At 72.8% G+C, this 23,195-nt stretch carries 21 protein-coding genes and 1 pseudogene; 15 read left to right on the forward strand and 7 right to left on the reverse strand.

Annotated elements, in window-relative coordinates; genetic code table 11:
• The first annotated feature begins 60 nt into the window (after positions 1 to 60).
• From ACZ8ZB_RS32975 to ACZ8ZB_RS32990, 4 genes are all read left to right on the forward strand, one after another.
• Entirely contained in the window at positions 61 to 1,377 is a 1,317-nt protein-coding gene (locus ACZ8ZB_RS32975; protein ID WP_470741228.1) for a PP2C family protein-serine/threonine phosphatase, read from the forward strand.
• Positions 1,374 to 1,733: an STAS domain-containing protein gene (locus ACZ8ZB_RS32980; protein ID WP_470741229.1), complete on the forward strand. Its 360-nt coding sequence runs from the start codon at positions 1,374 to 1,376 to the stop codon at positions 1,731 to 1,733. The genes ACZ8ZB_RS32975 and ACZ8ZB_RS32980 overlap by 4 nt, the downstream gene beginning before the upstream one ends.
• Positions 1,734 to 1,892: 159 nt before the next feature.
• Positions 1,893 to 2,786, forward strand: coding sequence for an MEDS domain-containing protein (locus ACZ8ZB_RS32985; RefSeq protein ID WP_470741230.1), 894 nt, complete (start codon positions 1,893 to 1,895; stop codon positions 2,784 to 2,786).
• Positions 2,783 to 3,742, forward strand: a complete 960-nt coding sequence (locus ACZ8ZB_RS32990; protein WP_470741231.1) for an anti-sigma factor RsbA family regulatory protein — start codon at positions 2,783 to 2,785, stop codon at positions 3,740 to 3,742. Before ACZ8ZB_RS32985 ends, ACZ8ZB_RS32990 begins: the two co-directional genes overlap by 4 nt.
• A 40-nt stretch (positions 3,743 to 3,782) precedes the next feature.
• Here the strand turns inward: ACZ8ZB_RS32990 and ACZ8ZB_RS32995 are convergent, their stop codons facing one another.
• A complete protein-coding gene (locus ACZ8ZB_RS32995) occupies positions 3,783 to 4,139 on the reverse strand; it encodes an ATP-binding protein (RefSeq protein ID WP_470741232.1) in 357 nt (118 codons plus the stop codon).
• Between the two features lie 396 nt (positions 4,140 to 4,535).
• Positions 4,536 to 5,114: a TetR/AcrR family transcriptional regulator gene (locus ACZ8ZB_RS33000; RefSeq protein ID WP_470741233.1), complete on the reverse strand. Its 579-nt coding sequence runs from the start codon at positions 5,112 to 5,114 to the stop codon at positions 4,536 to 4,538.
• A 70-nt stretch (positions 5,115 to 5,184) separates the two neighbouring features.
• On the opposite strand from ACZ8ZB_RS33000, the gene ACZ8ZB_RS33005 reads away from it, so the two are divergent.
• On the forward strand, positions 5,185 to 6,078 hold the full coding sequence (locus ACZ8ZB_RS33005; RefSeq protein ID WP_470741234.1) for an NADP-dependent oxidoreductase: 894 nt from the start codon (positions 5,185 to 5,187) through the stop codon (positions 6,076 to 6,078).
• Between the two features lie 328 nt (positions 6,079 to 6,406).
• Positions 6,407 to 6,726: pseudogene (locus tag ACZ8ZB_RS33010) on the forward strand (pyridine nucleotide-disulfide oxidoreductase); the annotation flags it as partial.
• 372 nt (positions 6,727 to 7,098) lie between these two features.
• Here ACZ8ZB_RS33010 and ACZ8ZB_RS33015 read toward each other — a convergent pair.
• Positions 7,099 to 7,509 carry a peptidoglycan-binding domain-containing protein gene (locus ACZ8ZB_RS33015; protein ID WP_470741235.1) on the reverse strand — a complete coding sequence of 137 codons (411 nt, stop codon included), beginning with the start codon at positions 7,507 to 7,509 and terminating at the stop codon, positions 7,099 to 7,101.
• A gap of 66 nt (positions 7,510 to 7,575) precedes the next feature.
• Positions 7,576 to 7,992, reverse strand: a complete 417-nt coding sequence (locus ACZ8ZB_RS33020; RefSeq protein ID WP_470741236.1) for a peptidoglycan-binding domain-containing protein — start codon at positions 7,990 to 7,992, stop codon at positions 7,576 to 7,578.
• Positions 7,993 to 8,222: 230 nt separating this feature from the next.
• Here ACZ8ZB_RS33020 and ACZ8ZB_RS33025 point away from each other — a divergent pair, with 230 nt between their 5' ends.
• The 5 genes from ACZ8ZB_RS33025 to ACZ8ZB_RS33045 all read left to right on the forward strand — a co-directional run bounded on the left by ACZ8ZB_RS33025 (position 8,223) and on the right by ACZ8ZB_RS33045 (position 11,191).
• Complete coding sequence (locus ACZ8ZB_RS33025) at positions 8,223 to 8,663, forward strand: AfsR/SARP family transcriptional regulator (protein ID WP_470741237.1); 441 nt, start codon at positions 8,223 to 8,225, stop codon at positions 8,661 to 8,663.
• The gene (locus ACZ8ZB_RS33030) at positions 8,660 to 9,301 is read left to right on the forward strand and encodes a tetratricopeptide repeat protein (protein WP_470741238.1); all 642 of its coding nucleotides are present in this window, start codon (positions 8,660 to 8,662) and stop codon (positions 9,299 to 9,301) included. Before ACZ8ZB_RS33025 ends, ACZ8ZB_RS33030 begins: the two co-directional genes overlap by 4 nt.
• Before the next feature lie 3 nt (positions 9,302 to 9,304).
• Positions 9,305 to 9,436 (forward strand): hypothetical protein, encoded by a 132-nt coding sequence (locus ACZ8ZB_RS33035; protein ID WP_470741666.1) that lies wholly within the window; start codon positions 9,305 to 9,307, stop codon positions 9,434 to 9,436.
• A 36-nt stretch (positions 9,437 to 9,472) separates the two neighbouring features.
• The gene (locus ACZ8ZB_RS33040; protein ID WP_470741239.1) at positions 9,473 to 10,777 is read left to right on the forward strand and encodes a hypothetical protein; all 1,305 of its coding nucleotides are present in this window, start codon (positions 9,473 to 9,475) and stop codon (positions 10,775 to 10,777) included.
• A 189-nt stretch (positions 10,778 to 10,966) separates the two neighbouring features.
• On the forward strand, positions 10,967 to 11,191 hold the full coding sequence (locus tag ACZ8ZB_RS33045; RefSeq protein WP_470741643.1) for a helix-turn-helix domain-containing protein: 225 nt from the start codon (positions 10,967 to 10,969) through the stop codon (positions 11,189 to 11,191).
• A gap of 155 nt (positions 11,192 to 11,346) precedes the next feature.
• Here ACZ8ZB_RS33045 and ACZ8ZB_RS33050 read toward each other — a convergent pair whose 3' ends face one another.
• Complete coding sequence (locus ACZ8ZB_RS33050) at positions 11,347 to 13,173, reverse strand: glycoside hydrolase family 3 protein (protein ID WP_470741240.1); 1,827 nt, start codon at positions 13,171 to 13,173, stop codon at positions 11,347 to 11,349.
• Between the two features lie 659 nt (positions 13,174 to 13,832).
• Between ACZ8ZB_RS33050 and ACZ8ZB_RS33055 the strand changes: the two genes are divergently transcribed.
• From ACZ8ZB_RS33055 to ACZ8ZB_RS33070, 4 genes are all read left to right on the forward strand, one after another.
• Positions 13,833 to 13,997, forward strand: coding sequence for a hypothetical protein (locus tag ACZ8ZB_RS33055; protein WP_470741241.1), 165 nt, complete (start codon positions 13,833 to 13,835; stop codon positions 13,995 to 13,997).
• A gap of 409 nt (positions 13,998 to 14,406) precedes the next feature.
• A complete protein-coding gene (locus ACZ8ZB_RS33060; protein WP_470741242.1) occupies positions 14,407 to 16,011 on the forward strand; it encodes a C2 domain-containing protein in 1,605 nt (534 codons plus the stop codon).
• 490 nt (positions 16,012 to 16,501) lie between these two features.
• Entirely contained in the window at positions 16,502 to 16,786 is a 285-nt protein-coding gene (locus ACZ8ZB_RS33065; RefSeq protein ID WP_470741243.1) for a hypothetical protein, read from the forward strand.
• A gap of 300 nt (positions 16,787 to 17,086) precedes the next feature.
• Entirely contained in the window at positions 17,087 to 17,827 is a 741-nt protein-coding gene (locus ACZ8ZB_RS33070; protein ID WP_470741244.1) for a class I SAM-dependent DNA methyltransferase, read from the forward strand.
• 538 nt (positions 17,828 to 18,365) lie between these two features.
• On the opposite strand, the gene ACZ8ZB_RS33075 is transcribed toward ACZ8ZB_RS33070, so the two are convergent.
• Together ACZ8ZB_RS33075 and ACZ8ZB_RS33080 are read right to left on the reverse strand one after the other, a co-directional pair.
• A complete protein-coding gene (locus ACZ8ZB_RS33075; protein ID WP_470741245.1) occupies positions 18,366 to 21,356 on the reverse strand; it encodes a condensation domain-containing protein in 2,991 nt (996 codons plus the stop codon).
• The gene (locus tag ACZ8ZB_RS33080; protein ID WP_470741246.1) at positions 21,346 to 23,178 is read right to left on the reverse strand and encodes a non-ribosomal peptide synthetase; all 1,833 of its coding nucleotides are present in this window, start codon (positions 23,176 to 23,178) and stop codon (positions 21,346 to 21,348) included. Before ACZ8ZB_RS33080 ends, ACZ8ZB_RS33075 begins: the two co-directional genes overlap by 11 nt.
• Between the last annotated feature and the right edge of the window lie 17 nt (positions 23,179 to 23,195).

A 23,195-nucleotide genomic window follows, 5' to 3' on the forward strand; every position in this document is an offset into this window, starting at 1 on the left:
GGCACATCACCGACCGGCAGGCGAAGAGCGAGACCGAGCACGACGAGACATGGGGAGACGATGACGGCGAGCCCTGCGCGGACCGCCCCGGCGGTGCCGGTCGCGGAGGAGGCACGGCTGGCCGCCGTCCGTCGCTACCGGATACTGGACACACCGCCCGACGGCGCCTTCGACCGGATCGCGTCCCTGGCGGCACGCCTCTTCGACGCGCCCATGGCCACCGTGGCGATCGTCGACACCGACCGGGTGTGGTTCAAAGCCGCCCACGGTCTCGACGGTCTCACCGAGATCGACCGCGAACCGGGCCTGTGCGCCTCCGCCATCCTCCACGGCGAGCCCTACGTGGTGAAGGACGCCGGCACCGATGCGCGTGCGCTCGCCGATCCCCTGGTCCAGGGAGAGCCGGGGGTCCGTTTCTATGCCGCCGCACCGATCACCACGGCCGACGGACAGCGTCTGGGCACCGTCAACGTCCTGGACACCCGCCCCCGCGAACCCACCGACGACCAGCTCGAAGCCCTGCAGGACCTGGCCGCCCTGGTCATGGACGAGCTCGAACTGCGCCTGTCGGCCATGCGTACGATCGCGGCCGAACGCGACCGGCGCGCCGAGGCCGAACGCCTCGCGCGAGCCCTGCAGCGCACCCTGCTGCCACCCGCCCTGCCCGACGTGCCCGGTCTGCACGCCGCTGCCGCCTATCACCCGGCCTCCGCGGACGAGGTGGGCGGAGACTTCTACGATCTGTTCCCACTGGACGACGGGCGGTGGGCGTTCTTCCTGGGCGATGTGTGCGGCAAGGGCGCGGGTGCCGCCGCGCTGACCTCGTTGACCCGCTACACCCTGCGCGCCGCCGCCATCTACGACCCGGACCCGTGCGCCGCGTTGACCAACCTGGACACCGTCCTCAAGGGCGAGTACCAGGGCAGTGACCCCCGTTACTGCACAGCGGCCTTCGGCGTCCTGCAGCCCCTGCCCGACGGTTCCCACGTCATCACGCTGGCCGGCGGCGGGCACCCCTCCGCCCTGGCCGTGCGCGCGGACGGTTCCGTGGAGCCGATCTCCACGGCGGGCGGCCAACTCGTCGGCATGCTGCCCGACCCGCAGTTCGTGCAGACCACCACACGGCTGTGGCCCGGTGAGAGCCTTCTGCTGTACACGGACGGCCTCACGGAAGCGCGTACCGCCGACGGCACGATGCTCGGTGAGGACGGTCTCACCCGTCATCTGACCGTCACGGCCCCTCGCACGGCACACGAACTGCTGCACTCGGTCGAGACGCTGTTGCGGAAGATGGGCGACGGCGTCAGCGACGACACCGCCTGCCTGGCCCTGTCCGTACCCGCACCTTCCACGCCCAGCCCTCAGGAGAACCGGTGATCGAGAACGAGTACCTCCTGGCAGTCACCCCGCACCAGACCCCCTCGGGACCTCTCGTCCTGGAGGTCAGGGGCGAGTTGGACCACCACACCGCCCACCTTCTGTCCCGGGCGGTCGACGACGCCCCCTTCGACGACAGCGGCGTGGTCATCGACCTGACCGGCCTGACCTACTGCGACTCCACGGGCATCACCGTGCTCATCAGCGCCTACCAGAGGTCACAGGCCACCGGCGCTCCGCTCAGCCTGGCCGGTGTCAATCCGGACCAGATGCGGGTCTTCACCGTCGTGGGACTCGACCAGGTCTTCACGTTCCACCCCAGCACCGAGGCGGCCGTCGCGTCCATGCGGAAGTGACCGGGCCACCCGCTCCGGCTCCTTCCCCGGTCGGCAGCGGACGTATCGTCAGGTCCCCCGACGGAGGGTATACTGACCGGTATACGTACGCCCGGCTGCCAGAGGGTGCGGGGGGCGCCTCGGCCGGCCGGAGCGGTGGGGGAGGGGCTGAGGACCGAAGTGCTCACACACGAGCGTACGGAACGACCGGTCCGGGAGATGGACCACGGTGATCACCTGTGCCTGGCGTTCACCGATGACGACGAGCGGCGCCGGGTCGTCACCGCCTATCTGTCCACCGGGCTCGAGCGCGGTGAGCGGGTCATGTACTTCGCCGACCGGAGCACCCCGGGGGACGTCCTCGGCTGGCTGAGCACGTCCGGGACCGATCCGGAGCCCGCGCTGAAGAGGGGCCAACTCGTGGTGACGACGGCCGACGAAAGCTATCTGGCAGCCGGTTCGTTCGACGCCGACGGCATGGTGACCGCTCTGCGGCGCGAGGTCAGGGACTCTCTGGCGGCCGGCTACACCGGGTTCCGGGTGAGCGGTGAGATGAGCTGGGCCCTGCGCCCCGTCCCCGGCGCCGACCGGCTCGGCGCGTACGAGACCGAGGTCAACACGGTGTTCGCCGGACAGAAGGCGTCCGCCGTCTGCCAGTACGACGCCCGGCTCTTCACCGCCGAACAGCTGGACGCCTTCGGCCGGTGCCATCCCGGAGCGGTCGAAGCACAGCCGCTCCACGACGACGGCGCCCTCCGGTTGATCCCGTCCTTCCGCGAAGGCCGCCGCACGCTGCGCGTGGTCGGCAGCGTGGACCACCGCACCACACAGGCGCTCGCCGCGGCTCTGCGGACGGCGCTGGCCTGGCCGGGCGACATCCGGGTGGACATGACCGACCTGGAGTTCATCGACCTCGCCGGGGTGCGGGAGCTGGCCCGGTTCGCGGGGCGGCTGGAACCGGGCCGGCGGCTGCACGTGATGGAGCTCGCGCCCCTTCTCTGCCAGGTGATCAGCATGGTCGGCTTCGACGGAACCGCGGCCCTGGTCGTCACCGCGCGGGAGGCCACCGCGTGACGGAGACGCTCCCACCGCCCTCCGGGAACGGTCGCCTCGTCCACCAAGCGCTGATCTACCGGAACGACCACGAGTTCCTCGCCACCACGGTGCCGTTCTGCCTGGAAGGGCTCGACCGGGGAGACGCCGTGCTGGCGGTGACCACGCCGGCCAACACGGGCCTGTTGCGCCGAGCCCTGGGCGGCAGAGCGTCCGAGCGGGTCGAGTTCGTCGACGCCCCCGAGTGGTACCGCACCCCCGGCCGCACATTGGGCGCCTACCACCGGTACGTCGACCGGCGTACCGCTGCCGGAGGCCGCCCGCGGGTGCGGGTCATCGGCGAGCCGGTCTGGACCGGCAGGGACGCGCTGGAGACAGCTGAATGGACCCGCTACGAGTCCGCCGTCAACGTCGCCTTCGCCGACTGCCCGGCCTGGATCGTGTGTCCGTACGACACCCGGGTGCTGCCCGGGGCCGTCGTGGACGACGCCCGCCGCACACACCCCGAGACGGCGGTGGCGACGTCCGCCCTACCCAGCGAACGGTACGAGGACCCGACCGGTGACGGCTGGCGACAGCCGCTCGCGCACCTGACCACGCAGGAGGACGCCGTCGTGCGCTTCGGAACCGATCTGTCGGTCGTGCGCGCCGAGGTCGCAGGGACCGCCGCCCGCATGGGACTGTCCGAGGACGGGACCCGGCGTCTGGTGTTCGCGGTCAACGAGGTGGCCACCAACGCCGTCCAGCACGGTGGAGGCGCCGGACACCTCGTGGTCCGTCGCGCGGGCCGGCGTGTCGTGTGCGACGTCACCAGCACGGGCAGGAACGACTCCGACTGGTACCTGGGCTACCTTCCGCCCGACCCGCAGCAACAGCAGGGCCACGGCATGTGGGTGGTACGCCAGTTGTGCGACCTGCTCGAGGTGCACACCGACGAGCACGGCACGACCGTACGCCTTCACGTCAGCCTCGTGTGAGGGATGGGACCGCGTGCCGGACGGACCGGCCGCCACAGAGCTAGCCCAGTGCGATACGCGCGGTGACGCGCTTGCCGGACGGCTCACGCCGGATGTCGACGTCCTGGCTCAACGCGGCGACGATCTCCAGACCGTGCTGCCCCACCCGGCGGGGGTCGGCGGGCCTGGGCACCGGCAGGGTGGTGTCACCGTCCCGCACGGTGACGGTCACCGTGCCGGCCGCACGTGCCAGCACCAGTTCGACGGGGTCGGACCCGTACTTGACCGCGTTGGTCATCAGCTCGCTCACCACCAGGAGGACGGCCCCCACCGCGTCCTGCGACAGCGCATGCCTCGGGTCCTTCCACGAGGTGGCGAGGTACCCGGCCGCGAAGTCGCGTGCGTCAGCGATGCGCAAGGTGTCCCGGCCGAATGTCATCGAGACCTCTCGCGGGCGCGCGTCGGCCGGTACGCGCCTGATCGACGAGCCGTTCAGTCCGGTATCGCCCATGCCGACCGTCACGTCACTCCCGCATGTCGCACGGCACGCTGACGTCTCCCGCGTGTAGGAACATCCGTCGTTCCTACGATAGTTCCGTCGCCTGACGGCTTTTCCCTGCCTCAGCCTCTGACGGGGCGCTTCCCGAGAACGTGGTCTCCGGCTCGTGAAAGTCCTTGCCGAGGAGGGGAGCGCGTCCTGCGCGATGCGCGGGCCTCCCTCCGGCCTGTGCCCCGTGCTCTCCGGTCACGCCCCTGAGCCCGGGTGGTTCCGGCCGGCTCCCGCCCTGCCCGGAGGAAGGGTTCCCCGTGTGCGTCACGAGGGGCGGGCGACCTCCCAGGCCCCCTCGATCATCCGGAAGACCTCGTCCACCGCGCCCTCCGGATCGGCCGCGTCCCGGGCCAGCGAATAGGCGTCGGTCGCGAACCTCGCGATCGCCCGGCAGGCCGTGGTGGCCGACGGCAGCCCGAGATCGTCGGCGATGGCTGTCGCCAGCGACTCCGCGTGGCGCAGCCTCATCGCCTCCTCGTACTCCCGCAGAGCGGGTGACGCGTGGATCATGCGCCAGACCGGAGCGGCGCCGTCCGCCGTGCAGTGCCGCACCAGGGCCTGGATCTCGCGGCGCAGCGCGGGGATGAGCGGCTCGTGCGGCGCCCGGTCGGTGACCGCCCGGGTGAGGCGTTGCTCGAAGTCCTGGTCCCGTTCGAAGACCAGGGCCTCCTTCGAGGCGAAGTGGGAGAAGACCGTGGTGACGGCCACGTCGGCCTCGGCGGCCACGTCGCGGATTCCCACCGCGTCGTACCCGCGTTCAAGGAAGAGCCGCAGGGCGGTGTCGGCGATCCTCTGGCGGGTCGCGGCCTTCTTGCGCTCACGGCGTCCGGTCGGCACGGTCATGCCCTGATGCTACCAGGTACAAAACTGAATCCGTTTTTAAAAGCTAACGGTTAGTGCTACGGTCGGCCGCATGAAGAAAGTGAGCTTCGCCGAGTTCGGCGGTCCGGACGTCCTGCGCCTCATGGACGCCGAGGAGCCCCACGCGGGCCCCGGCCAGGTGCGCGTCGCCGTGCGGGCGGCGGGTGTGAACCCCGTCGACTGGAGGATCCGTGAGGGCCAGTTCCAGGAGATCCGCCCGATCGAGCTGCCCGCCGGAGTCGGGCAGGACGCCTCCGGGGTGGTGGACGAGGTCGGTGAGGGGGTCGAAGGGGTCGAGATCGGTGACCATGTGTTCGGTGAAGGCTCGAGCACCTATGCCGAGTTCGCCGTGCTGTCGGCCTGGACCCGCATGCCCCCGGGGCTGACGTTCGAGGAAGCCGCCGGGTACCCCTCCGTGATGGAGACCGCGCTGCGCGTCATCCGTCAGGTCGGAGCGCGGCCCGGACGGACGCTGCTGGTCAGCGGCGCGTCCGGCGGAGTCGGATCGGCGGTGCTGCAGATCGCCCGCGACCGCGGCATCACGGTGATCGGCACGGCCGGGGCCGCGAACCAGGACTACCTGCGCGGCCTGGGCGCCGCCGCCACGACGTACGGCGAGGGGTGGGCCGAGCGGGTGCGCCGGCTCGGACGTGTCGACGCGGCTCTCGATCTGGCCGGCTCGGGCGTGCTCCGCGAGCTCGTCGAGCTGACGGGGGATCCGCAGAAGGTGGTCTCCATCGCCGATCCCGGTGCGGCGGAGCTCGGTGTCCGGTTCTCCGGCGTGGCCGGCAGCATGCCGGAAGCGCTCGCCGAGACCACCCGCCTCATCTCGCGGGGGAAGCTCCGCATCCCGGTCGAGAAGTCGTACCCCCTCGCCGAGGCCGCGGCCGCGCACATCGACAGCCAGGCCGGCCACACACGCGGACGCCGGGTCCTGACCGTCTGAAAGCCGGCCACGCGGTCGCCGTCCCGTGGCTCGATCCGGACAGTCATCGATTGCTCTCACTCGACGGCCTTTGCCGCACGGCGTGTTCGTCGCGTACGGTCCCGCCGGCGGCGCAGGCGGCCGCCCCGACCCGGGAGTGCGACGGTGGCATCACCCCCTCCTCTCCCCGGGACCTCGCGGCGTCTTGGCGAGGCCGTTCAGGAGAAGGGCAGCCGCTCGGACCTGCTGGACGCAGTGGAACTCGCCGCCGGGACGGCCCTGCCCACGTCCACGGTCCGCACCTCGCCCCAGGGGGTACACCACCGGACGGCTCCGTCAACGACCGGGTCCGTGCCTCGCACGCCGTCTCCGGCGTACTGCCGCACGGCCGGTGGCCGCCGCCCGGGGCCTGGCCGTCGGCCAGGACGCCCTGGATCCGGGAGCCGGTGACACCCGCCCCGGCGGCGTCGGACGTCTCCCTGCGCGCTTCGTCGACAAAGCCGGGGAAACCGGCGCACGCGATCCACGCGCCATGGCAGCGCTGCTGACGTCATGGGCCTGGAGCGACCCGTGATCCGCCTGTTCTCGCCCGACACGCCCATCGGCCCCAGAAGGCCACGCCCGCAAGGCCGACCCCTCACCGAGCCGGAGCGAAAGACCACTCCGCCGGACCGCTGTGCTTCCCCGCGGCACAGCGGTCCGGCCAGTGCTTCCTCCGACAAGGCGAGTTGACGCTTCGCACGGGCGCCGGGGCGCAGCACGCGAGTTTCCGGCGTGCCGGGCATCCGTACGCTGCGGGCATCGCCGCCTCGATCGGACCGGCCGGCGACGCCTGCGACAACGTCCTGCCCGGGGGAGAGCGCGATCGGCGCCTTGCCGGCTCGTCGAACGCGCGATCTCCTGGCTGCACGGCTTCCGACGGCTCCGCGTCCACTGGGAACGACCTGCCGACATCCGCGATGCCTCCCACCGACCGACGCTTTTCCGGCCCGCCCTCCTGGCGCGTTCCCGCGGGAACGCGCCAGGAGGGCGGGCCACCGGTCAGATCTCGCCGCCGTGCCGCAACTCGCGCCAGGTCGCCGGCCCGACGACCCCGTCCTCGGACAGACCGGTGGACCACTGGTAGTTCTCCACGGCCCAGGCGGTCGTGGAGCCGTACGCGCCGTCCACCACGAGAGGGGTCCCGGTGTACTGGGGGTCGGCGTTCAGGAGGCACTGGATCTCTCGGACCCGGTCCCCGGTGGCTCCCCGGGCGATCACCACGTTCCACGCCCAGCTGTAACCCGCGGTGAGTCCTTCGTAGTTGGCGCTCACCCGCCAACGGACGCTGCAGCTCGCCGCGGCCGACGTGCTTTCGCCGGCCGGCTGGGGTACCGCGGCGACGGGCCCCGAGGCCAGGGCCAGCAGCACCAGAGCGGCGGCGGCACCCGAAGCGGTTCTTTTCATGCCCATGTCCTCTGTTCCTTTTCTGCCGATGTGTGACCGGCCCGAAAAAGCCGGGCGACCGGGTTCCGCCGGTCAGACCGAGCGCAACGCACGCCAGGTGTCCGGCCCGACGACCCCGTCCGCCGCGATCCCGCCCCAGTTCGCCTGGAGAGTCCTGACAGCCCTGGTGGTCGCGCTGCCGTACTGTCCGTCGACCGCGAGTCGTGGACCGCTGTAGTAGGCGTGGTTGTTGAGCAGGCACTGGATCTCACGCACGCGGTCACCGGACGCACCCGGTCCCACCACCACGTTCCACGCCCAGCTGTAGCCCGCGGTGAACCCCGCGTAGTTGGCGGTCGTCCTCCAGTGGTAGTCGCAGGTGGCCTGCAGGGCGATGCCGGTGCGGTCCGCCTCCGGCGCGGCCGAGGCGGAGGCCGCTCCCAGGCCGACGAGCAGTGCCGCCGCCGCCCCGGCCGTGCCGGCGGCTCTCCTCCTGGTGCGTGGATCCATCCGCCGTTCCCCCTTTTTGTGTGCGGTGCGCCGTCGCACCCCTGGTGACACCGTCTCAGGACGGCATGTGGATCAACTGTTCTCCAGTCTGTGGATCTTGACCGGTACTCGGCTTGTCGCCGCAAGGGACTTGTGTGAACGTGGGGCGCGTTACCCAGCGAGCGGCCGACCACGGCTCGCGACACGGCCGAATCGGGGGAACCGAAGTGGAATTCCGTCTCTTGGGACTGGTGTGTCTTCACCGCGGCGGGCGGGTCGTGCGCGTCACCGGCGTCAAACAGCGCACGCTGCTCGCCGCGCTGCTGCTGGCTCCGGGACGTACGGCGTCGGTGCCGCGGCTGACATCGGTCCTCTGGGGCGAGGACGACCCGCCGACCTCCACCGCTCTGCTCCACCACCACATCTCTTCCCTGCGGCGACCGCTCGGCGACTCGGCCGCCGTCGACCGCGACCCCGCGGGGTATGTCATGCGGATCCGGGAAGGCACGGTCGACGCGGAGACCTTCGACGCCGAGGTCACCCTCGCCGGACGCGAACTGGAGCAGGGCGACGCCGCGCCAGCGGCCGAACGGCTGCGGCGGGCACCGGGTGCTACCGCTCGGCACTGCGCCTGTTCGACGAGCTCGACGACGCCCGTGGGCAGGCCAACACGTTCAACAGCCTGGGCATGATCACCGCACTGCGCGGCGAGACCGAGGAGGCCTCCGCGGCGTACGAGCAGGCACTTGTTCTCTACCGCAAGATCAACGACCCTTACGGCGAAGCGAACACCCTGGTCAACCTCGGTGCCCTGCTGTCCGGCCACGGCCCGCGCACCGAAGCGCGCGATCGCCTCCAGCAGGCGCTGTCGCTCTTCCAGCGCATCGGTGACCCCGGCGGACAGGCAGAGGCACAGGGCAAACTGGGGCGGCCGGCCGTGCTGGACGGACATGCCGCCGACGCGCTGCCGCACCTGACGCAGGCACTGGAGCACAGCCGCCTCATCCGGGACCAGGCACTGGAGGCCCAGGTGCTCAACGACATCGGTGAGGCCTACCGTATCCTCGGCTCCCACCGGTCGGCTGTCGCCCATCACCAAGCGGTCCTGGCCGGCGAGGGCGCCGACCAGCACGAGCGGGCGCGAGCGGAACGGGGCATCGGACTGAGCCTGCTGTCCTTCGGCGACACGGAGCCGGCCCAGGCCCGTCTTCGGCAGGCGCTGGACACCTTCGAGCAGCTGGGCGCCCCCGAGGCGGAAGAAGTACGGGCTGATCTCGACCGGTTCGAGGGCGCCCGATCCGGCGATCTCCCCTCGTTGCCGCGTCGATGAGCGATGTGCATCGCGGAGCAGGCGGCCGAGCCGTCGCGCACGTCCGGCCGCGTCCGGCTCGTCCGCGACAAGGCGCTGGAGGAGCGCACGCGGGCCCGGTACGGCGAGCAGCGCCGTGTCAGTGCCGTGCCGTAGGTTGCCGGGCGTGACGCGTTCCTGATGGCGAGGGGGATGAAGGTGCGCAGGCCGGTCGAGGGTGAAGTCCACGTCCACTACGCCCAGATATACGTCGAGAGTGATCCGGACGGGTGTGGCCCGGACCTGGCGGAATCGTTCGCCGGGCAGAGCGCCGGGCTGTGCGGGGCCGCGGTTCCCGGTGCGTTGTGGTTGTCGACCGGGCTGCACACGGGCAGTGTCGGCTTCACCGTCGAGGTGCACGACCAGGTTCCGCCACTGGATCCGGTGTGGGAGGACGTGGTGGAGGTGTCCTTCCGCCCTCTCTCGGCCGGCAGCGCTCTCGTGCAGTGGGCAGGGGAGGCCTCCTGGGATCTCGGCCTGGAGGAGACCGACTACCGGGTGCGCTACTGCGCCGCGGGCATGGACGAGGCGCACCGCCAGGACACCCGGCTGGACGACGAACCGCGACCGGAGCGCTATCTGCTGCAGTTCTGGCCCGCTCCGCCCGTACCGGACCGCGTCCTGAGGCAGACCTCGAGGACGGCCGCGTACTGGCACGACTACGCCCGCCGGCAGCCGGCCCCGCCCACACCGGCCGAACGCGCCGAAGCCGAACGCCGGGCCCGCCTCGCGCAGGAACAGGCCGAAGAAGAACGCCGGCTCGCCCACGAACGGTGGCAGTGGGGCGGACAACAGCCGAGCCGGGCCCTGCGCGAGGTCGGTGGCAACGTGCGCGGCCTGCTCGCCTTCGACCCGGACCTCGTCCACGCCATCGGCGCCGCCACGCCCGAGGCTCAGCGGGCAACAGCGCTGCTGGCCGCGCGCCGCGCCTGTGAGGCGGCCGGGCTCACCGGACTCGACTGGATCGCCGCAGGGCTCACCGCCCTGGCCGAGGGCCGCCCGCTGCCGCCGCCCCTCGACGACCCGGCCCGGGCATGGCGGGCTCTGGAGTCCGATCCGCGTGTCCCCGACAGGACCGTCGGCCGGGCCGTCCCGCCCGAGCGGCCCCCCTTCCGGCCACCCGTCCGCAGCGACGCGCACACGCCGATGCCCGAGCCCATGTCGCTCCCGCGGATCACAGGTCCCGCGGCCGCCCTGGTGAAGCCGCCGGACGGTGTCGCACCACCGGCGCCGCGGCCCGGGGGAGCGGCGCCGTACACGATGAGGGTCACGTTCGGCGAGCCGGACCCGTCCCTGCGGATGTCCCAGCCCCACATGGCCCTGCCCGCGCTGCTCGACGCCGCCGGAGCCGACCCGCTCCAGGCGGCCCTGGACGCGGTGTACGCGGCCGTGGCCGCCTACGGCGAGGACCACCGGACACTCCTGCGAGAGATCCGCTCCGCCTGCCGGAAGATGTGAGGGGAGGCCGGTCGTGGCCCCGTGCCGCCGGTCCCACGGCGGGCGGTGCGGCCCACGGTGTCCGAGCCGGCCGGAGATGAGGGCCGAGGACCGCCGGCGCCCGGAGACACGCATCCGTTCTGTGGCTTGTCCCCTGTCCGGGGTAGACGACGACCACAGCCGGATGTCGATCACCGAAGGAGACGAATGGTGGACAAGGGCAAGCAGATCACAGGTGCGGCCCGCGAGGAGCTTACGCGGGAGATGAAGAAGCAGTACGAGAACGGCCTGTCCATACGGGCCATCGCCGAGGCGCACGGACGGTCGTACGGGTTCGTCCACCAGGTGCTCACCGAGGCGGGCGTCCCTCTGCGCAGCCGAGGCGGAGACCGTTCACACCGCCGGCTCGAGAAGGCCGGGCGTTCACAGAGGTGACGACGGCCCTTCCTGCGGGGAAGCGGCTGACGCCCAGGTGCACGCCGATGTGCCCGGGCGCGCACGGATGAACGTGCCCCGCGCCGGACCGTCACGCCCCGTCCCTCCGCACCGCGTAGGCTCCGGTACCCGCCGGAACCGGTGGACCTGTTCGGTCAGTCGTCGTACGACAGGCCGTGCCCGGAGCGGAAGAGGACCTTGGTCGGGTCGTCGGCCCGCTGGACGGGCACGGGCAGCTTGCCGCGCGGCTCGACCCGGCCGGCGATCACCCGGGCGGCGGCGCGCAGTTCGACCTCGGTCCAGCAGTAGGAGACGAGCGAGGCCGGGACGTCGCCCAGGTGGGCGATGTCGTAGGGGTTGCGCACCGCGAGGTGGACGACGGGGACGCCCGTCGCGAGCAGCCGGGACACCAGGGTGCGCTGGGTGCTGGTGGCGTCGACGTTGTCGGTGGTGACCACCACCGCGTCCCGTCCCCGTGCGGCGGCCACGGCCTCGTCGATCTTCGCCGCGTCGGGTGTCCGCCCGGTGGCGAGGTGGGTAGTGCCGTAGCCCAGTTCGTCGAACGCCTCGGCCAGTTCGGGCACCGTGGTGCGGGTGGCGTCGGTCGGGAAGGCCGGGCTGGCGCCGACCACGAGCAGCTTCTTCTGCCGGCGGCGCAGCGGGAGCGCCCCGTCCTCGTTGACCAGCAGGGTGGTGGTGCGCTCGGCGATCCGGGCGGCGGCGAGCCGGTGCCTGCGGGCGCCGACGACCCGGTCGACCACCTTCGGGGAGACGTAGGGGCTGCCGCTGAGCAGGCCGACCTTGTCCTTGACCCGCAGGATGCGCAGGACCGAGGCGTCGAGCCGGTCCTCGGTGATCTCTCCGCTGCGGACGGCGGCCAGGACGCCGTTGTAGGCGATGTCGATGTCCGGCGGGAACAGCAGTTGGTCGGCGCCGGCCCTGAGGGCGAGGACGGGCACGCGGTCGTCGCCGTACTTGGTGCGCACGCCCTGCATGTTGAGGGCGTCGGTGACGATCACGCCGTCGAAGCCGAGTTCGTCGCGCAGCACGCCCTGGAGGATCGCGGGCGACAGGGTGGCCGGCTCGTTGCTGGGGTCGAGCGCGGGGACCTGGAGGTGCGCGGTCATGATCGAGTCGACACCGGCGGCGATCGCGGCCTTGAAGGGCGGGGCGTCGATGCGGTCCCACTCCTCGCGGGTGTGGGTGATCACGGGCAGTCCGGTGTGGCTGTCCTCCCCGGTGTCCCCGTGGCCCGGGAAGTGCTTGGCGCAGGCCGCGACGCCGGCCCGCTGATAACCCGACACCTGGGCGGCCACCATGCGGGACACCTCGCGGGCGTCGGCGCCGAAGGAGCGGACGTTGATGACGGGGTTGGCCGGATTGACGTTGACGTCGGCGACCGGGGCGAAGTTCTGGTGGATGCCCAGGGCGGCGAGTTCGGTACCCGATATCCGTCCGGAGGTGTGCGCGTCGGAGAGCGAGCGACCCGCGCCGAGCGCCATCGCGCCCGGCAGCTGGGTGGCGCCGCTGCCGATGCGGACGTTGACCCCGTGCTCCTGGTCGATGGAGATCAGGGACGGCACGGGGGTGGGCAGGGCGAGCGACGCCCGCTGCACACCGTTCGTCAAGTCCGCGATCTGACGGGGGTCGTGGATGTTGTTGGTCCAGCCGGAGAAGTAGATGACACCGCCGATGTGGTACTTGGCGATGAGCTCGGCCACGGTGCGGACGCCGAGTTCCCTGAGGTTGCGGTCCTGGTCGGACTGGCTGGGAGAAGTCGCGGACGCACCGTGGAAGTACGGCACGAACAGCTGGCCGATCTTCGCCTCGATGCTCATCCGGGAGATGATCCGCCCGAGGCGGTTGTCGCGCTTGTGCGCGACCGCGGGGGTGGCCGTCACGCCCACGACGCCCGTTGCGCTCGCGGCGGCCACGGTCGCGGAGGTGAGAACGGCTCGCCTGGACAGACCTCGGTCCTGCATGCGGACATGCTCCTTCCGGCCTTGCTCGTCAAGGGAGTCGAAGGAAACGCGAAGTGCTCCGAACAGCGGGAAACGTAGCGGCAGATCACGAGCGGGACAAGAGGTCTAGACAAAATGGGTTCAGGCGGGAGGGAGGCGTCCTGCCGTATGCACGAGGGCCCTGAGCTGGGCCGATACGCGAGACGCCCCGCTTTCTGCGATCCCTGGGGAGCCTGGGCTGTCCCGCGTTGGCCCGACGGTGCCGGTGAGTTCGCCTCATCGGCCGACGAGGCCCGTCCATCGGTTGCCGCCGGCATCCCGGTTGTGCCCGAGCAGTCGAGTTCGCTCCCTCTCGAGCCGGGTGAGCCTGTCGCGGATGTACTCTTTGAACGCCCGGCCGGGAAAGGCACGAGCGACGGACGCTCTTCAGCGATCCACGAGAAGCCGGCTGACCCGCCGGTCTTCCGGTCGCCCGGCGATGCCGAGGCCGTGTGGACAGGCGATGCCGGGCGTCATGGGGCAGACCCCCGACGCCGAGCGCCCCGCCGACCTGGTGAGCACGCTGATGCCGGCCCTGCCCCGGGCGACTGCCCGGCCCTGAGCGACGGCACGGACACCGACGAGGCGCTCGACACCGCGGAGGCGCCGGCGCTTTCGGCCTCGTCGGCTTCTCCGGCCTCATGCCCGACGTGGTCCTGCCGGAGAACCTCATCGGCGTTTCCCGCGTTGAGGCAGTCGACGAAGTCAGAATCCTCACCGACGCCTTCGAGTGGATCCTCGCCACGGCCCTGCCGAGCGACGACTCGCCGGCCCTGATCGCACGACCGGGAGGGAACCGCACGTGAACGGACCCGAGGCGGAGCTGTACGGCCACGACCTCCGCACCGCCGTCCGGCGCAAGCCCCCCTGCGGCGCCGGAGGGGACGACTGTGCGGAGGTCGCCGATCCGTCCGGCGGGGGCAGAACGGCATGCGACTCCATGACCCTGCGGCAGGAACCGCCGAGGTTCGCCGCCACCCGACGGGGCCCGATCACCGGAGCCCTCCGAGCAGCGCTGGAAGCACGGACGGCGTCCGTCTCAGCCCCGTCCCACCGAGACTGCGGAGTCGCGTTCCGCACCGGGTCCGGGACGGGGGCGCGCTTTTCGACACCAGCACGCCGACCGAAACGGCCGTTGCCGGGTTTGATCGGCAGGTATCCCCGATGATGGGGACCGCCCCGGACAATAGATCAAAAAACGTGGGAGGCGCGGACATGACGGTGGACGCCGGCACGCAGCAGGAGCAGGTCGCGGGGCGGGTGTGGACGGTCCGACTGGACCCCTACGGCCGCCCTTCCGCCGGCGTGGTGAAGCTCTCCTGCTCCCGCCCGGCCTGCGCCGATCAACACTTTCCCGATGGTGCCGCCGCAGGACGCAAAGCCGCGGTCGGTCACGTCAACCAGCACCTGGCCCGTATCCGCGCAGGCGGCGGCCCACGCGGCGAGGCACGGTGCGCCTGCCGCGCCGCCGACTGCGCCTGGCACGCCCCCGCCCCCGCCACGGGGCGGCGGGCGGGGGCCCGACCGGCTGCGGGGACGGTGCGGTGCGGCGGCCCGGTGGTGCTGACGGTGTACGCGGACCGTGCCGGAAGGCTGTGGCGGATCGCGGAGATGTGCGCGCGCTGCGCGGCCGCCATCGGCGACTGCCGTGTCCTGGACACCGCCCCGGCCGGAAAGGACCGGGCGGCGGGAACACCGGAGGCGGAGCAGAAGGGCGCGGACGGCACGGCGGGCAAGGGGATGGTGCCGGTCTTCTCCGATCACAGCCCTTCACCCACGGCCGGTGACCCGTCTTCCCCGGCCGCCACGCCGGCGTCGGTTCCACGAGCCCGCGCCGTCTCACCGGCCACGGCGTCCCGGCGGACGAAACGGTGGGGGAAGATCGCGCAGCGGATCGTGCCGCACGACCTCGAGCCCGACGTCCTGCGCCTCGAGCTCATCGAGCTCGGAGACGCCTTCCGCGCCTACCAGCAGTGCACCGAACCCGACCTCGCCCTCCTCGCCGAGCTCCACGACCGCAAGGCGCGCGCGTTCGCCCTGTGGGCCGACGTGAGCGGCGACGACTCACTGCGGCACGAGGCGAAACGCGCCGAGCAGGCGGCACACACCACCCGAGAGATGCACGCCAACCGCACGACGGGCGCCGGCGGGCCGATGGCGGAACGGCTGCTGACCCGGCAACAGGCAGTGCACGCCCGCACCGTGCTGGACTACGCCGCCGTCCACGCCCCGCTCCCGGAGCCCGAGGCACGTCTGGCGGTTCTCATGCTCACCCTGCGGGCCGCGAGAGCCGGCACCGCGAACGTCACCGGCCAGGACCTCGCCGGCTGGCTCCAGGCAGACGCCGAGCAGGTACTTCAAAGGCTGGTCGCAGCCGACTGGCTGCGCCTGCCCGGCACCGCGGCCGAGGTGATGGCCTCCCGGCCCGAGGACCCCGCCGCCCTCACGGTCCCCGCACTGCTCCCCGAACAGCCCCGCCCGTTCGACTTCGGCAAGACCACCCGCGCGAGGATCTCCGGCTGGGCACAGAAAGTCGTGGGCGACCGGAAGATCCGGAAGAAGAAATCGGGTGCCGCCACCCGGCTCCTGGCCCTGTGCACCGCCGCCCACACCCGCCTCGACGGACGGCTCGGCCGCCCCGAGGACGACGGGCTGTGCCTCGACCAGGTCGCCGCGTTCTGCACGCTGCCGCCCGACCAGGTCGCCGAACACGTCGAACTGCTGGTCGCCGCCGACTGGCTCACCGAAGCCGACACCGCCGGGGGGCGGCTGCGCGGACGACTCACCGAGCGGGCCCTGCCGCTCGGAGCACTGCTGTGACAGGGCGGGTGCAACGGAGCACTCCAGCGGAGCCGACGGACCGGGCAGAGTGCTCGGATGCGCGAAGCCGGCTGTCGCGGACCGCCGGTGAGGAGCGGCAAGCGCCACCTTGCACAAGGGGCCCGGGACAACGCCACCGGCTCCGTGGCGCCCCTTCCGGAGCCGTCGGCCGGATCGGCTTGCGCCGGCCGTCCGGCGTCAGGCCCCGCGGACGACACTCGCCCCGAGCCGCTCCACCTTCCCCGACCTCGCTCCGGGAAGCCGCCCCGATCAACCGGGATCACTCGACGTGGCGAAGTGCTCCTGGCCGGGCACCGGCAGCACCTGTTGCACGGAGACTTCTGCATTTCCCGGCCGGTTCCCGCGTGATGAGGGCCCGGTAGCGGGCAGTCGGTTACTACCGGCCGGCCCGGGTCCGGTGCGAGTCGTCCACCGACTTCACCGACGCCTTCGCCCTGCACCGTCTCGCCCAGATGATCGGAGCCGCAGCATGAACACCGTCACCGTTCTCCCGCTGTCCAGCGTCACCGACGAGATCGGCCCCCGCCGGCCGGGCGCGATCTACCAGAACGTCGACGGTCGTTTCGAAGTCCTGGAGCTGGTCACCGACCCGGCCGAGGCCGCGCGGCTCCTGCACCGCGCAGGCGCCCGTTGGGCGGTCGTCGTCCGCGACACCCTGCGCCTCGACGGCCGGCCCTTCGCGGTCGGCTCGGTGTGGACGGACAGTGACCACCTGGTCCGTCCCGCCGGGACGGCCTACAGGGCGGCCGCCTGACGGTGTCCGCGGACCCGTCCGAGTGACCCCGGCAGGATTCCCGTGAGGCTCGGGTGTGCCACCGTGCACCTGTGACGACCCGTCACGGGTGGCGTCGGCGCACGGCCGTGACCGCGGGCGGCCGTCGGCGGCTGCGGCGGTGCGCGCCGAGCCGAGAGGAACGACCGCACCGCCGTGGCCTCACAGCCCGGGCCGGACGGTTCCCTGAAGGTCCGCACCGGTGTGCCCGAACTGTGCGGTCCGAGCCGCTGGAGGACAATTACGTCGACAGCACCCCCGGGCACTCGGCAGAGTGGGCCCGTGACGAGCAGTGAACTGTGGACCCGCGCGACCGCTGACCGCTACGACGCCGAGGAGACCGAGATGTCCTCGGCTGCCGTTCTCGGGCCGACTCTCGACTTCCTCGCCGAGCTCGCCGGGACCGGCCGGGCCCTGGAGTTCGCCATCGGAACCGGACGGGTGGGCGTCCCGCTCCGGGAACGCGGCGTGCCGGTGGTGGGCATCGAACTGTCCGAGCACATGGCAGCGGTTCTGCGCCGCAAGACCGACGAGAACACACTTCCGGTGACCATCGGGGACATGGCCACCACCGTGGTCCCCGGCGAGTTCGCCCTGGTCTATCTCGTCTACAACACCATCACGAACCTGCTCACGCAGGACGAGCAGGTCGAGTGCTTCCGCAACGCCGCACGTCATCTGGAGCCCGGCGGCCGATTCGTCGTCGAGCTGGGCGTGCCGCCGCTGCGGTTCCTGCCGCCCGGCCAGGTCGCGGTACCGTTCGACGTCTCCGAGCGGCACCTCGGCTTCGACACCTTCGACCTGGTGGAGCAGATCCTCGTCTCGCACCACTTCACCCGCGACGGCGACGACGGCCGCTACCGTCGCGGCAGCTCCCGGCACCGGTACGCCTGGCCGGCAGAGCTCGACCTGATGGCACGGATCGCTGGGCTCGAGCTGGAACGCCGCGTCGCGGACTGGGACGGGACGCCGTTCGCCCAGGACTCCGCGAAGCACATCTCCGTGTGGCGCAAACCGGTCTGAGACCGGCCACCGAGCCGTCGACGTAAGCCGCACTCGTCCTGGAACTCCCTTCGGGAGTCCGGGAGCCGGGCACGGCTCCGGACCCGGCGCCCGGTCGTGCCCGCCCCGCACCGGCGGTACCGCTCGAAGCAGCGGGAACAGCTGGACGTCGTCGTCGCGGTCGCCGTCCTGCGCCGCGGGATCACCGCGCCCGGGCGACCGCCCGCCGGGCACGCAGTCCTTGACCCGCTCGGCCCGGTGGCCGGAAGAACAGCCGGAAGCCGGCTGATCACGTAGCCCACCGCACCCCTGCGGGCGTGCAGAACCGTGAGCACCGGCTTCCCACAGGAGAAGAAGGGCGCGCTCTCGGCCGGAGTCCGGCGGCGGTGCTCGGGCGGCCGGTTCCCGTCGGGCGGTCGGAGCCCGTCCGACGGATCACGTGACGACCAGGCCGCGGTGCCGGAACGCGTGACCGACGCGCCCGAGGACGCGGAGGCGATGCGCGAGCCCTTCCGGGGCGAACGGGGCCGGTGACGTCCGCCCGATCCCGCACGTGACGTCAGACGCCGGACGTGTCGCCTGCCATCTCCGCCAGGACGGTGCGCCAGTCCTCGCCCGGTCGCTCCCGCAGGGACGGAGCCAGCCGATCGGCCCGGTACCGCCAGTGGTGGTCGAGGTCCGGATGCACGTCGTCCGTCTCACGGATCGCCCCGACGACACCGTTCCCGGTTCCCGCGCTGTCGGGGTGCAGCAGCTCGGCCAGCCGTGCCGTGAGGTCGTGCCAGGACACATGGCCGCCGACGGCGTTCGCCACCCCCTGCACGGGCGCGTCGAGGCACGAGGTCACGGCCCGCGCCAGGGCGGCCGCGTGCACCCAGGGCGCTCCGTACCAGGCGTGACCGCGGGCCCCCGGCCTCGGCAGACCGACCGGCCGCCCCTCCCTCACGGCTTGGTAGAGCACCCCGGTGGCACCCCAACGCAGCTGGTCGCGCAGCCGCTCGTGCGGGCCCCACACCAGGGGGGAGCGTACGGCGCTCGCGCCGCCCCGCCCCCCGGCGCCGGCCGCGTCCAGCAGCATCCGCTCGCAGTCCAGCTTGGCCCGGCCGTACGGGCTCAGCGGCTGTCGTGAGGGCGCCCCCTCCGCCACGAGGTCCTCGGCGGGATGCCCGTAGGCGTCGACGCTGCTGACGAAGACGAACGGACCGCGCCGCCAGGTTTCCACCATCGCTCTCATGGCCGCCACGTCCACCTCGGGACGGACGAAGGTGCACGCGGCGTGGATCACCGCGTCGGCGCTCGCCACCGCCGCGCGCAGATCGTCCAGGTCGGCGAGGTCGCCCTCGACGACGTCCACCCCCTCCACGTCGATCAGGTGCGCGGACTCGGGTCGGGCCAGGGCGCGCACGGGACGCCCCTGCGCGGCCAGTTCCCGCAGGACGAAGGCACCGACGCCACCGGTCGCGCCGGTGACCAGGACCGTCCCCCGGCGCGTGCCCCGGGGACGTGCCGGGCGGGTGGGCGCGGCCGCGGCGGTGGCCCGCTGCGCGGCCCGTCCCTCCAGCAGGGCGGTGAGAGCCCGGGGGGTACGGGCCTGGAGGATGTCCAGGCCCGTCAACGGAAGCTTCAGCGCGCCCCGCAGCCGCTCGGCGAGCCTGACCGCGACCAGCGAGTGGCCGCCGAGGTCGAAGAAGTCGTCGTCGGGCCCCGGCGCCGGGTGGTCCAGCAGGGTCGCGAACGCCTCCGTCACGGCCTTCCCGAGCGGACTCGCCGGGGCGGGGACGGGCGGCAGGCCCGGCAGCCGTGACGTGTCGGTCGCGCCCTGGGCCGTACGCGGCACGGCGTCCAGCAGGGTCACGGCCACGGGCACCGACTCCGGGGGGAGCGACGCCCGCAGGGCGGCCCGCAGGTCGGCCCGCGAGGGGCCCGAGACACCGCGCAGTACGGCGTACGCCAGTGGCGGTCCGCCGTCCGGTTCGACGACGACGGCCTCCGCCACCCGCGGGTGCGCGAGCAGCAGAGTCTCCGCCGGATGCACGCCCCCGACGGGAGGGCGGTCGCCCTCGGCCGGCCGGCCCGCGCCCCGCGCCGGGGCGGGGGACGGGGCATGGACCCGCACGGGGAGCCGGGACAGCCGCACCCCGGGGTCGGAGGCGACCGTGGTGAGCAGCGCGGCGAAGCCGTCGGCCAGCGAGGCGGCCGTGGCCTCGTCCAGCACGGCGCGGCCGTACTGGACGAGCGCGGCAGGAGCGTCCGTGTCGAGCAGACCGAACGACAGGTCGAACTTGGCCTCGCCGACACCGACGTCCACGTGTTCGCCCCGGGTGCCGGGCAGCCGCAGCACCGTGGGCTCCGCCACGACATCGCTGGTCACCCGCACCAGTGCCGTTCCGTCGGCGGCACGGGCGGCGGCGCCGAGGCGCTCCACGACGAGGTCGAAGGGCACGTCACGGTGGCGCTGGGCCTCCAGCAGAGCGTCCCGCACCCGCTCCACCAGGACGGTGAAGGCCGGGTCGCCGGATGTGTCGACGCGCACCGGGAGGGTGTTGACGCACAGGCCGACCAGCCCGCGCATGTCCGCCCCCCTGCGATGGGTGCTCGCCACGCCGATGAGCAGGTCGTCCTCACCGGTGAAGCGGTGCAGGGCGGCGAAGGCCGCGGCGAGGACCGTGGTGAACAGGGTGGCCCGGCACGACGCGCCGAGCACCCGCAGGTCCTCCGGCAGCCGGGATGCGAGCGGCACGGTGCGGACGCCGGCGGGCCGGACGCCGGAGTCGGCGGGCGGGCGCACGGGGCGGGGCAGCGGAGGTGGCGCGGCTCCGTCGAGGAGGTCGGCCCAGTGGCGCAGCCCTTCCTCGAACCGGTCGGCCGCCGTGTGTTCACGGCGCGCGAAGTCCGCGTAGCGGAGCGGTCGCGCGGCCGGCCGCGGATGCGCGGCGCGGGTGGCGTCCGTGGGACGGCCGGTGGCGGTCGCGTAGAGTCCGGCCACCTCCCGGGCGATGATCTCCAGCGAGGCGCCGTCGACCGCGATGTGGTGGAACGTCAGCAGGACCGTGTGGTCCTCCGTGCCGTGCCGCAGCACCAGGACCCGTGGCAGGGGCCCGGCGGACAGGTCGAACGGTCGGCGGGCCTCCTCGACCAGCAGGCCGTGGGCATGCTCCGGGACCGTCTCCACGACACGCACGTCGAGCGCTCGCGGCGCCGGGAGAACCTCCTGGAAGGGCTCGCCGTCCCGTTGCCCGTACCGCGTGCGCAGGATCTCGTGGCGGTGCACGAGGGTCGTCAGCGCGGTCCCCAGCGCGTCGAGATCCAGTGGACCGCGCAGCCGGGTGGCGAAGGGCACGCTGTAGGAGGCCCCGCCGTGGCCGAGCCGGTCCATGAGCCACATACGGCGCTGGGAGTGGGACAGCGGTGCGGGACCCCGGTGGTCGTCTCCGGCGGCACCGGCGGCTCCGGAGGACTCACCGGGGCGGCCCGCGGCGCGTTCGCGCGCCCGGCGCAGCAGTTCCTCCTGAAGGGCCACGGCCGTGGTCCCCCGGGTCTCAGCGGCCATCGTGGTGCTCCTCGGCGCCGGGGCGCAGATCGTCGTGGGCGGCGAGCAGGGCCTGCTCGACCAGGGCGGCCTGGGCGGCCACCGTGGGGGCGGCGAAGAAGTCGGCGAGCGCCATGTCGACGCCGAGTTCCTCACGCAGGTCGTCGGTGACGGCCAGGGCGAGCAGCGAGTGCCCGCCCTGGCCGAGGAAGTCGGCGTCGGGCCGGGTGATCTCGCGGCCCAGGGCACGGCTCCATATCCCGGCGACCGCCTGCTCCAGGGGCGTCAGGGGCGCGGCCGGGACGACCGCTCCCTCCTCCCCGCCGAGGTCGGCGAGGGCGCGGCGGTCGACCTTTCCGGACGGGGTCAGCGGAAGGCCGCCGACGATCTTCACCTCGTCGGGGACGAGGTGGGCGGGCAGCACCGCGGCGAGGCGGTCGCGCAGCGCGCCGGGCCGGGGCGCGGGGCCGGGCGCCGCCACGACGAACGCGACGAGGCGGGCGTCGTCCGGGCCGGGCCGGTGCACGGTGACGGCCGCGTCGTCCACGTCGGGCTGCCGGCGCAGGGCGTGCTCGACCTCTCCCGGCTCGATGCGGAAGCCGCGCACCTTCACCTGGTCGTCGGTCCGCCCGTGGAAGTCCAGGAGGCCGTCCGGTCGGACGGAGACGAGGTCGCCGGTACGGTACAGACGTCCCAGCTCCGGATGGTCGACGAAGCGTTCGGCGGTCAGGTCGGGACGCCCGGCGTACCCGTGCGCCAATCGGCTGCCGCCGACCCACAGCTCACCTCGCGCACCGTCCGCGACGGGCCTGCCGCCGTCGTCCAGGACGTGTACGGTCGCACCCGCGACGGGCCGGCCGATCGGCACCGGGCCCTCGCGGTCCGCGCCGGTGACCCGGTGCGCCGTGGCGAACGTGGTGGTCTCCGTGGGTCCGTATCCGTTGACCAGCTCCAGCCACGGGAACGCCTCCAGCACCTGCCCGGCGTGCTGGGCGGACAGTGCCTCCCCGCCCACCACGACCGCGCGGAGCACCGAGAACATCCGGGACCGCCGGGCGGCGAGCCGGTGGAAGAGCGCCGTCGTGAGGAACGCGACGGTGACGCCGTGACGCTCCACGTGCCGGGCCAGGTCCTCGAGCGAGGGCCGGTCGACGGTGCAGACCACCACGGCGGCCCCGTTGGCGAGGGCCCCCCACACCTCGAACGTCGACGCGTCGAAGGTCATGGGGGAGTGGAAGAGCACCCGGTCCCGGGGGGTGAGGGTGACGTAGGCGGGATCGGACAGCAGTTCGGCCGCGGCCCGGTGCGGTACCGACACGCCCTTGGGACGTCCGGTCGAGCCGGAGGTGAACATGATGAACGCCGCGGCGTCGGAACCGAACTCGGGCACGGGCGCGAAGGAGTCCGGCAGAGACGCCTCCTCCGGCAGTGCGAGGACCGCACCGGTGGGGGCCGCCGCATCGAGGAGCTTGCCCTCGCCGACGGTCAGCGTGACTCCCGCGTCGGCGGCCATCGCCTCGGAACGGGGACGCGGATGCGCCGGGTCGAGCGGTACGCAGGTGGCGCCGGCCCACCACAGGGCGAGCTGCGCGACGACGGTGCGCGCCGAGCGGTGCATCAGCAGCGCCACGTGGTCGCCCGGCCGGACACCGTGCACGCGCAGGTGGGCGGCGAGAGCCCGGGCCGAGGAGACGAGCCGGGCGTAGGTGAGGGCGGTGTCGCCCTCGACCACGGCGAGGGCGTCCGGCGTACGTCCGGCGTGCCACGCCACGAGGGCGGGCAGCCCGGAGGAGGGCGCGGGCCTGGAGCCGTCGGAGGCGGTCCGCACGTGTCGGGAGGGCATGGGTCCTTCTCCAGGGG

It is taken from the genome of Streptomyces sp. 12E, assembly GCF_055633275.1.